A 9,855-nucleotide genomic window follows, 5' to 3' on the forward strand; every position below is an offset into this window, starting at 1 on the left:
TGCGTGGCGGCCCGGAAGGGACTCGAACCCCTGACCTTGGCTTTAGGAAAGCCCTGCTCTATCCGGCTGAGCTACCGGGCCGCACGCGTGATCCGGCGGGGCGGATCGCGGGTTCGGATGCCACGACGCGCGGCCCGGGTCTAGCCCGCGGGATAGCTGGCCTCGGCGAGCGCGCGGATCTCGACCTGGTCGGCGGGCAGGATGAAGCCCGCCTTGATCGACCGGGCCAGGGCGGCGTCGAACCTGCGCAGGTACTCCGCCTTGCCGCCCGGATAGAGCCTGGCCAGGGTGGCCGCGTCGAAGGCTTCGGTGGAGCCCACCAGCCCGCCGAACGCACCGCCGGAATTGCCGAAGCCGCTGGTCTTCGCCACCGGCACATCGACCCACGGCGTGCGGATGCCGCCGCGCGTGATCCCGTTGTCGTCGTAGGCCAGGGTCGGTGGCTGACCCGGGCCGGCGGGGGGCAGGGCGGTCATCCGCCCGGCCCGCGGCGGCGCCTGGCCGGTGCGCACCCAGGCGTCGAGGTGGGCCAGGGCGGACATGGCGATGTAGTGGTGCTGCGGCGCGGCGTTGATCGGCTTGGCCAGCTTCATCCCCAGCAGGTTCGAGATCGGCCGCCAGCCCGCCGCCAGGGTCTGGATCGACTGCGCGCCGTTGTCGCCGGCGCTGACGGTGAACACATAGCTGTCGGCGTGCGCGGTCCCCGGCATCTCCCAGATGCGCAGTTTGGCGTTGTCGGGCTGGCGCGCGCCATAGAAGCCGCCCAGGTTACCGCCGATCAGGTCGGTCTCCGAGATCAGGGTGATCACCGGCACGCGCAGGTCGGGGCGCAGCCGGATTCCGTTCGGCGCGCGCGGCGTGGCCCGGTCCATCATCGAGCCGGCCTGCGGCAGCGGCGCGCTGCCGAACCGCGAGTGGACCAGGAAGCCGTCATAGACCTTGGCGACCGGGTCGATGGCGTTCACGTAGGTGGTCAGGAAGATCGCCGACTGCGACTCGCCCAGAGCCAGCACGCGCTTTGGCGCCAGCGGACCCAGCACCTTGCCCTGCTTCACCACCTCGCCGGCCTGGGAGAAGATGTCGAAGGCGAAGGCGTCGCCCGGGTGGCTCAGCGTGCCGTACCGCGCCGGGTTGGACTTCTTCAGCGGCGGCATGCCGGTCTGCATGCTGGGGCCGCCCTCGATGCCCACCCGCTGCGCCGAGACGCCCACATAGGCGTAGCCGCCGCGCAGCAACTCGCGGTGGGTGAACGACCAGTCGGGCGGCGAGTCGACGCCGGCGCTGACGTTCAGCCACTCCACCGCCACTGTGCCGTTGAACTTTTTCGGATCCACCGGCCGCACCACGACGATGCGGGTGACATAGGGCGCGCTCGCCGCCGGCGTCACCTGCCAGCGCCCGTCGGTCGTGGGCTCGCCCACCAGCGCGTAGGCGCTGGCCGTGCCTGAGACGAAATACTCCTCGACCACATAGCCCAGCGCCTTGAGGTCGTAGAGCCCGAGGCCCAGCGACGGCGTCCCGGCAACCGGTGTTACGCTGGGCGGTGTCACGCTGGGCGGCGCGGCGTCCGCGGACAGGCCGGAAAAGGCCAGGGCCAAGCCGCCCAGGATCGCGGCCGCCGTCTTCGCCCAATCTCGTGTCATCGCGTCCCCCGTCCGGTCTCAGCCGGTGTTGGGCGGAGCTTGCGCGGCGACGGGCGCTGCGACAAACGAAAACGCCCGGCGGTGAGGCCGGGCGTCTCGTCAGGGTCTGGGCCGGGGTGGCCTCAGGCCGCGGCGGCCTGGGTCTTGACCAGCGACTTGTTCAGCATGGCGATGGCGGCGTCGCGGTCGATACGCTCGATGGCGGCGACCTCGCGGGCCATGCGGTCGAGCGCGCTCTCATACAACTGGCGCTCGGAATAGGACTGTTCCGGCTGATTCTCGGCGCGGTGCAGGTCGCGCACCACCTCGGCGATGGAGACCAGGTCGCCGGAGTTGATCTTGGCTTCATATTCCTGGGCGCGACGCGACCACATGGTGCGCTTCACCCGGGCGCGGCCCTTCAGGGTGGTCAGCGCCTTGGAGACCACGCCGGTCTCGGCCAGGGCGCGCAGGCCCGAGGCGCGGGCCTTGGCGGTGGGCACGCGCAGGGTCATCTTCTCGTGGTCGAAGGTGATGACATAGACCTCAAGCTTCAGACCGGCGACTTCCTGGATTTCGATCCCCTGCACCTGACCCACGCCGTGCGCGGGGTAGACGACGTGATCGCCAACCGTGAAATCGTGACCGCTCTTGCTCATTGCAGATACCTTTCAAACCGTCCGCGGACCCAGCGGAACTCACCGTGGCGAGCCTCCGGAACAACGACAAAACCATCCCTTCCGCGAATGGACCGCGGTGGCCTCGTCACTGTGAAACGGAGACTGACCTCTAAAGACACCCTTCGCCCGTTCCGGCGCAGATGCCGGACGGCTGTTCTTGGACTCGAGACCGACATGGGCGAAGCCTTCGTGTCGTGTCGCAGGGACGTTAACACAAAAACAAGCTGAATGAAAGGGTTGCGCCGGGCCAGCGCCGGGCGCGCGCGTCGGCCCTAGGACCCGCGACCGGGCTTCTCGGAGAAGTACTTCTCCAACTTGCCCGCTTCGCGCTCGAAAGCTTCAGCGTCCGCAGGCGCCTCGCCCTTGACGGTGATGTTCGGCCAGATGCGCGAGTATTCGGAGTTGACCTTCAGCCACTTGCCGTCCGGATCGTCCTCGGTGTCAGGCTTGATGGCGTCGACGGGGCACTCGGGCTCGCAGACGCCGCAGTCGATGCATTCGTCCGGGTTGATCGCCAGGAAGTTCTCGCCCTCGTAGAAGCAGTCGACCGGGCACACCTCCACGCAGTCCATGTACTTACATTTGATGCAGGGATCGGTGACGATGTAGGTCATCTGAAGAGGTCGGGGTCCGCCGCCTGAGGGAGCGCGGGTTTTTCACGGCGCGGGGGGCGGTTGTCAATGCCGGCCGCCGCACCATGCGCCGAGGAATTCTGCGAGACTCGATAGGCCTCGGCGAAGCCAGCAGGGTCTTTGCCCAATGCCGCTCATCCCGGCGAAGGCCGGGACCCAGATGGATGGGCTCCGGGGGCGGGTTCTATGAGCGCGGGGCCGGTCCGATCAGCCTCGCCGTTTCGAGATCTGGGTCCCGGGCTTCGCCGGGATGAGCGGAAAATACTAAATTCACGCGTTAAATTTCCCTATGCCGCGTCTGCCGTCGAGTAGAGCGTCCGCGCTTCCGCCGGCGGCCCGCGGCGTTCGCCCAGCGCCCGAACCGTCACCGCCACCAGCCGGCCGCCGACCGCGAACACCAGGAGGTCGCCGACCTTCACGGGACGGGCGGGCTTGTCGACCCGGCTTTCGTGACGGGCGCGGGTCAGGCGCACACGGCCCTCGTCGATGAACCTGGCGGCCAGGGTGCGGGTCTTGAAGAAGCGGGCGCGCCAGAGCCAGATGTCGGCGCGACAGGCGCCGGTCTCGCCGGGGCCGTTCTCGAACACTAGGATGCGGCCTTGCGACGGCGGCGGGGGCGGCGCGCCGGGGCGGGTTCGCCGCGCAGCGCCGCCAGCGCGGCGAAGGGGGAGTGCGGGGCGACCGCGCGGTGTTCGACGGCGAACTCGCGCTCGAGGCGGCGGCGCCAGGCGACCGGTTCGCCGGGCCGGCGGATGGCCGCGAAGCCCAGGCCCCTGAGGATCTCGCGCGCCTCGTCCTCGCTCCAGCCCAGCTCGGCGCGGGCGGCGTCGGACAGCACCACGCCGCCGCCCTGCCTGGCCCCGGCGCGCAGCAGCTCGTCCAGCCGCTCCAGCTGCTCCACGGGCGCACAGAGCCCGCGCAGGGCCCGCAGGCCGAAGGCGGCGAGCGCGCGGGGCGAGGGGGCCTGCGCCGGCTGCAGGCTGGGCCGGTCGGCGGGCGGCCGCCAGCCCGGGACCTCGCGCGCCGCCAGGGCCTGGGTCAGGGCGCGCGCGTCGGGCCGCAGCAGGCTGGGCAGATAGACCGAGAAGGCGCCCAGGCGCACGCCCAGGCCGCGCAGGGTCCGCCGCTCCACCTGGCTCAGTGCGCGGATCTCGGCGCGCACGGCGGTGCGGTCCAGCACCCCGCCGGCCTCAAGCAACCGGAACGCCAGGCCGCGGGCCAGGCCCTTGATCTTGCCGTCAGCGACCGCGGCTTCCAGCTTGCGCCACGCGGCCAGCCGGCGGCCCGCCTCGCCGGCCACGAAGGCCTCCAGCCGCTGCCCCGCGCGCTGGCGCGCCTGTTCGGGCCCCAGCTCGCCCAGCAGCCGCACGCGCGGCCGGAACGGCTCGCCGCCGGCCAGCACGCCCGCCGTCTCGCCGCGCCACAGCACCGCGCCGTCCGGCGACAGCGCGAAGGCCTCGTCGGGCTCCGCCGCCAGCCGCCCGAGACGCCGCGCGATCTCCGGCCCGACCGCATGGGTGGCGGCGGCCCGCAGCGCCTTCTCCTCCAGCATGCTGGAGCCCTGGGCCGCCTCGAACTGCACGCCGGTCAGGCGGCCGACATAGTGGCCCTCCACCGTCACCGCCCCGTCGGCCGCGACGCCGGCCAGCATCTCCTCACGCACTCTCAAGCCGCGGATCAGGGCGCTGGTCCGCCGGTCGACGAACCGGGCCATCAGCTTCTCGTGCAGGGTGTCGGAGAGGCGGTTCTCCAGCGCGCGGGTCTGTTCCTGCCAGGACCCCGGGTCGGCCAGCCAGTCGGGGCGGTTGGCGACGTAGGCCAGGGTCCGCACGCTGGCCAGCCGGGCGGCCAGGGTGTCGATCTCCCCGTCCGTGCGGTCCAGATGCTCGAACTGCCGCGCGATCCAGTCGTCGCCGATCCGCCGGCGGCCGGCGGTGAGCTCCAGGAAGAACCCCCTGGCGAGGCCCACATGCTCCTGGATCGCCAGCTTGCGGAAGTCGGGCGTCTGGCAGACGTCCCACAGCCGCATCACCGTGGCCTTGTCCCGCGCCCGTTCGGTCACCGTCTCGTCGGCGGCCAGGGCCTTCAGCGTGGTCTCGTCCAGCGCCTCGGCCGACAGCTTCAACCCCTCGCGCTCAGGCAGTTTCGCCAGGCTCTTCAGCAGCGCCGGCAGACTGGCGAAATCGAGCTTGGAGTTGCGCCATTCCGCGCCGGGCACGGCCTCGAACCTGTGCTCCTGCACGGCCTCGATCAGGTCGGTGTCCATGTCCTCGGCCTCGCCGGTGACTCCGAACGTGCCGTTGGTCTGGTAGCGCCCGGCCCGGCCGGCGATCTGGCCGATCTCCTGCGGGTGCAGGAAGCGTGTCCGCTTGCCGTCGAACTTGCGCAGGCCCGCGAAGGCCACGTGGTCGACGTCCATGTTCAGGCCCATGCCGATGGCGTCGGTGGCCACCAGGAAGTCCACCTCGCCGGACTGGTAGAGCGCCACCTGGGCGTTGCGGGTGCGGGGGCTGAGCGAGCCCATCACCACCGCCGCGCCGCCGCGCTGGCGGCGGATCAACTCGGCGATGGCGTATACCTGGTCGGCGCTGAAGGCCACGATGGCCGTTCGGCGGGGCAGGCGGGTCAGCTTCTTCGGGCCGGCGTAGGTCAGCGCGCTGAACCTCTCCCGGGTGACGATCTCGGCGTGCGGCAGCAGGCGGCGCACCAGCGGCGCCATGGTCCCGGCGCCGAGCAGCATGGTCTCGGCCGTGCCGCGCGCATGCAACAGGCGGTGGGTGAAGACGTGGCCACGCTCGGGGTCGGCGGCGAGCTGGATCTCGTCCACCGCCAGGAATTCCACCTCCACCGACAGCGGCATGGCCTCGACGGTGCAGACGAAATACTGCGGCCGCGGCGGGACGATCTTCTCCTCGCCGGTGATCAGCGCCACGCACCGCGCCCCGCGCAGCTTGACGATCCGGTCGTAGATCTCCCGCGCCAGCAACCGCAGCGGCAGGCCGATCATGCCGGAGGCGTGCCCCAGCATCCGCTCGACGGCCAGGTGGGTCTTGCCGGTGTTGGTGGGCCCCAGCACCGCCACGAGGCGGGCCGGCGCCGCGCCTGAGGGCCGATCGCTCATGGCCTCAACGTGGGATGCCGCGCAGAGTCGGGCAAGCGGCCCCGACGCCGCAGCGGGCGACCGCCGTTCGCCGCATAGGAATTGCGCAGACCGCCTTGCACGTTAGGGTCGCGCCACGTCGTTCGCCTCCTGGAACCCTCATGTCCGCCAACCGCCGCCGAATGCTCCTCACCGGGGTCGCGCTGGGTCTTTCGGCCGTCACCCCTGTCCATGCCGTCGCCGCCGGGATCAAAGCCGTGAACGATACGAAGCTCGCCGGGTTGCTGGACGCCTTCGTCGAGGAGATGCTGGTTATCAGCCCCGAGACCGCCACCGGCATCGGCCTGGACAAGGGCGCCCGCGCCGGACTGAAGTCGAAGCTGGACGACCGGTCGGCGGCGGGGCGGGCCAACCAGATCGCGGGCTATGCTGACCGGGCGAGGCGGCTGCGCGCCATCCCCCGCGCGGGCCTCTCCGGGCGCGACATCACCACCTACGACACCGTGCTCTATGCCATGGACCTGGGCGCCGAGGGCGGCCGCTTCGCCTATGGCCGCGACGTCGCCGGCCCCTATGTCGTCAGCCAGCAGGACGGCGTAGTGGCCAACCTCGGCGAGTTCCTGAACTCCCAGCACCTGATCGAGACCCGGGCCGACTGCGACGCCTATCTCGCGCGGCTGGACTCCTGCGGGGTCGCGCTGGACCAGGAGAGCGCGCGCATCGCCGACGCGGCCGGCCGCGGCGTGGTCCCGCCGGACTTCCTGCTGCCCACCGCCGTCGACCAGATCGCCGCGCTCCGCGCCCAGCCGGCCGGGTCGACCCGGCTGGTGGCGTCGCTGGACGAGCGGGCCAGGGCCAGGGGCCTGGGCGACTACGCGGGCTCGGCCACGGCCATCGTCGCGGGCAAGATCTTCCCGGCCCTGGAGCGCCAGCTGGCCGCGGTGAAGGCACTGCAGGCCAGGGCCACCCACGACGCCGGCTGCTGGAAATTCCCGGACGGCGCCGACTACTACCGCTGGGCGCTCAAATACGGGACCACCACGGACCGCACCGCCGCCGACGTCCACCGGATGGGCCTCGACCAGGGCGCGGCCATCGACGGCGAGATGGACAAGATCCTCAAGAGCCAGGGCTATACCCAGGGCACGGTGGGCGCGCGGATGAGCGCGCTGACCCAGGACCCCAAATTCCTCTATCCCGACACCGTCGCGGGGCGGGCGGAGTTGATCGCCTACCTCAACGGCCGCATCGCCGCGATCCGGCCCTATCTGCCGAAGATCTCGAAACTGGGCCTGCAGGCGCCGGTGCAGGTGCGCGCGGTGCCCAAGGAGATCGAGGTGGGCGCGGGCCTCGGTTACATGAACTTCGCCGCCATCGATGGCTCACGCCCGGCGATCTACTACGTGAACCTGCACGATATGAGCAACTGGCCCCGCTACAGCCTGTCCAGCCTGACCATGCATGAGGCGCTGCCCGGTCATGCGTGGCAGGGCGCCTACCTGGCGGAGGTCCACGACGAGATCCACACCATCGCCTCCCTGATCGGCTTCAACGCCTTCATCGAGGGCTGGGCGCTCTATGCAGAGCAGCTGGCCGACGAGGTGGGGCTCTACAAGGACGACCCGCTGGGCCGGCTGGGCTACTGGCAGGCCATGCGCTTCCGCGCCGCGCGCCTGGTGGTCGACACCGGCCTCCACGACCAGCGATGGACCCGCGAGCACGCCGTCCGGTGGATGACCGCCGCCACCGGCCGCTCGGTCGCCGCGATCACCAGCGAGGTCGACCGCTACTGCGCCGGCCCCGGCCAGGCCTGCGGCTACAAGGTCGGCCACACCGAGATCGTCCGCCTGCGCGAAAAGGCCAAGGCGGCCCTGGGTCCGAGGTTCGACCTGCGCGACTACGACGACGCCGTGGTGACCACCGGCGGGACGCCGCTGTCGGTGCTGGAAAGCGTGATCGACCGCTATGTGGCGGGGGCGAGGCCGGCTTAGGCGGAGCCCGGCCCCCGCCCCGGCCGACCTGGACCCGGCCCTATTTGAACGCCAGGCTCAGCTTGGCGCCCACGAAGCGGCCAGAGGGGTCGTAGCCCCGCACCGCGGCCGCGCCGCTGCGCTCGGCCCCCGGCTGCAGGCCGCAGAGGAAGCCCAGCGACCCGGTCAGGTCGTCGGAGGCCAGCCGCCGGTCCACGGAGGTCCGCGCGATGCCGGCGGCCCGCAGCGCCGCGTCGCGGTCGTAGCGGGCGGCGACCGAGGCGTGCGGCTTGGCCAGGTCGCCCGACGGCCGCACGGCCTCGGTCAGGGCCTTGACCTCGTCCAGCGCCGCGGTCTGGGCGCTCGCAGCGCCGGCCGCCAGCACCATGGCGGCGCTCAGCGCGATCAGCTTCAGGCGATGACAGCCCATCGGTGGAATCTCCTCGGGCCCGCGTCACGGGCGGGACCACTAGATCATCCTACGGCGACCGTGGCGATAGGGAGGCGCCGGCCGGAGCGCGGCTTATCGCCCGCGCGACTTCTGTCGGCGACAGGCGTAGGGTAAGGACAGGGCATTCCTCCATGCCGGATACGGGCGCCCTGTGCTCAGGAAGACGGGCTCCACGCCCCACCGATGATCAGCGCGCTACGAGTTATCAGCGAGGCTCAGACCTTGGCGGAGGCCATCGTCAACACTATCCATGAGCCGTTCCTGGTGCTCGACGAGGACCTGCGGGTCATGGCGGCCAGCCGGTCGTTCTACCAAACCTTCAAGGTCGACCCCGAGCAGACCCAGGGCAGCATGCTCTACGCCCTGGGCGACGGGCAGTGGGACATCCCGGCCCTGCGGATCCTGCTGGAGACCATCATCCCCGAGCACACGGCGATGGACGACTTCGAGGTCGTCCATGATTTTCCGAAGCTCGGACGGCGGACCATGCTGCTGAACGCGCGCAAGGTCATCTATGAGACCAGCCCGGTCATGACGATCCTGCTGGCCTTCACCGACGTCACCGAGCGCCGGGCGATCGAATTGGAAAAGGCTGAGCTGCTCGCCAGGACCGAGGATCTGCTGCGCCAGAAGAACGTGCTGCTCCAGGAGATGGAGCACCGGGTGGCCAACAGCCTGCAGATCATCGCCAGCATCCTGCAGCTGAAGGCCCGGGCCGTCAGTTCGGAGGAAACCCGCGGCCACCTGCGCGACGCCCACCAGCGGGTGATGTCGGTCGCCGCCGTGCAGTCGCACCTGTACGCCTCGGATGGCATCGACCAGATTGAGGTCGGCGCCTACCTGTTCAAGCTGTGCAGCAGCCTGGCGACCTCGATGATCGGCGAGGACCAGCCGATCAAGCTGAAGGTGGTGGCCGACAACGGCAAGCTGGGCTCCGCCCAGGCGGTCAGCATTGGGCTCATCGTCACCGAGCTGGTGATCAACGCCCTGAAGTACGCTTTCCCGGTCCCCAAGCCCCGCTCGGAGGTGCTGGTCACCTACGAAAGCGACGGCGCGGACTGGAAGCTGGTCGTCTCGGACAACGGGGTCGGCAAGCAGGTCGTGACGACCGCGAAGGAGGCCAAGGGCGGACTGGGCACGGTGATCGTGACGTCCCTCGTCAAACAGCTGGACGCCCGGATGGAGCTCGTCAGCAGCCCGGCGGGACTGGCCGTCACCGTCACGCGCGCGCCGTTCACTGCGCGCCTGCCCGCCGCGGCCTAGCAGGCTGTTGAAAAAGTCGACGGTGAGGGCCGATTTTCGCCCTCTCATGGCCCTTCCGCTCAAACAGGCAAAATCTCGTAGTTGAAATAATTGGGTTTTCTGAATCTCTAGGGCTGCGAACTTGCGCCTCAGGCACC

The 9,855-nt window shown here is 70.5% G+C and carries 8 protein-coding genes and 1 tRNA gene; 2 read left to right on the forward strand and 7 right to left on the reverse strand.

The window, feature by feature from the left end:
* Positions 1-4: 4 nt before the first annotated feature.
* From Q0R13_RS19880 to Q0R13_RS19905, 6 genes are all read right to left on the reverse strand, one after another.
* A tRNA-Arg gene (locus Q0R13_RS19880) sits at positions 5-81 on the reverse strand.
* A 59-nt stretch (positions 82-140) separates the two neighbouring features.
* Positions 141-1,643: an alpha/beta hydrolase domain-containing protein gene (locus tag Q0R13_RS19885; RefSeq protein ID WP_293907233.1), complete on the reverse strand. Its 1,503-nt coding sequence runs from the start codon at positions 1,641-1,643 to the stop codon at positions 141-143.
* A gap of 122 nt (positions 1,644-1,765) precedes the next feature.
* Entirely contained in the window at positions 1,766-2,281 is a 516-nt protein-coding gene (locus tag Q0R13_RS19890; RefSeq protein ID WP_293907235.1) for a CarD family transcriptional regulator, read from the reverse strand.
* A gap of 293 nt (positions 2,282-2,574) precedes the next feature.
* Complete coding sequence (fdxA, locus tag Q0R13_RS19895; protein WP_293907237.1) at positions 2,575-2,916, reverse strand: ferredoxin FdxA; 342 nt, start codon at positions 2,914-2,916, stop codon at positions 2,575-2,577.
* A 305-nt stretch (positions 2,917-3,221) separates the two neighbouring features.
* Positions 3,222-3,521 (reverse strand): RNA-binding S4 domain-containing protein, encoded by a 300-nt coding sequence (locus Q0R13_RS19900; protein WP_293907239.1) that lies wholly within the window; start codon positions 3,519-3,521, stop codon positions 3,222-3,224.
* Positions 3,521-6,055, reverse strand: coding sequence for a helicase-related protein (locus Q0R13_RS19905; RefSeq protein WP_293907241.1), 2,535 nt, complete (start codon positions 6,053-6,055; stop codon positions 3,521-3,523). Before Q0R13_RS19905 ends, Q0R13_RS19900 begins: the two co-directional genes overlap by 1 nt.
* Before the next feature lie 236 nt (positions 6,056-6,291).
* Between Q0R13_RS19905 and Q0R13_RS19910 the strand changes: the two genes are divergently transcribed.
* Positions 6,292-8,025: a DUF885 family protein gene (locus Q0R13_RS19910; protein ID WP_293907243.1), complete on the forward strand. Its 1,734-nt coding sequence runs from the start codon at positions 6,292-6,294 to the stop codon at positions 8,023-8,025.
* Positions 8,026-8,065: 40 nt separating this feature from the next.
* Here Q0R13_RS19910 and Q0R13_RS19915 read toward each other — a convergent pair whose 3' ends face one another.
* A complete protein-coding gene (locus Q0R13_RS19915; protein ID WP_293907245.1) occupies positions 8,066-8,434 on the reverse strand; it encodes a hypothetical protein in 369 nt (122 codons plus the stop codon).
* Positions 8,435-8,677: 243 nt separating this feature from the next.
* Between Q0R13_RS19915 and Q0R13_RS19920 the strand changes: the two genes are divergently transcribed.
* Complete coding sequence (locus Q0R13_RS19920) at positions 8,678-9,718, forward strand: sensor histidine kinase (protein WP_293907247.1); 1,041 nt, start codon at positions 8,678-8,680, stop codon at positions 9,716-9,718.
* Positions 9,719-9,855: the final 137 nt, after the last annotated feature.

This window comes from Phenylobacterium sp., from assembly GCF_025351295.1.
Classification (GTDB): Bacteria; Pseudomonadota; Alphaproteobacteria; order Caulobacterales; family Caulobacteraceae; genus Phenylobacterium.

Coding starts and splice junctions, on each gene's coding strand:
- fdxA (WP_293907237.1), bottom strand. CDS start 2,916: ATGACCTACATCGTCACCGATCCCTGCATCAAATGTAAGTACATGGAC.
- Q0R13_RS19885 (WP_293907233.1), bottom strand. CDS start 1,643: ATGACACGAGATTGGGCGAAGACGGCGGCCGCGATCCTGGGCGGCTTG.
- Q0R13_RS19890 (WP_293907235.1), bottom strand. CDS start 2,281: ATGAGCAAGAGCGGTCACGATTTCACGGTTGGCGATCACGTCGTCTAC.
- Q0R13_RS19915 (WP_293907245.1), bottom strand. CDS start 8,434: ATGGGCTGTCATCGCCTGAAGCTGATCGCGCTGAGCGCCGCCATGGTG.
- Q0R13_RS19905 (WP_293907241.1), bottom strand. CDS start 6,055: ATGAGCGATCGGCCCTCAGGCGCGGCGCCGGCCCGCCTCGTGGCGGTG.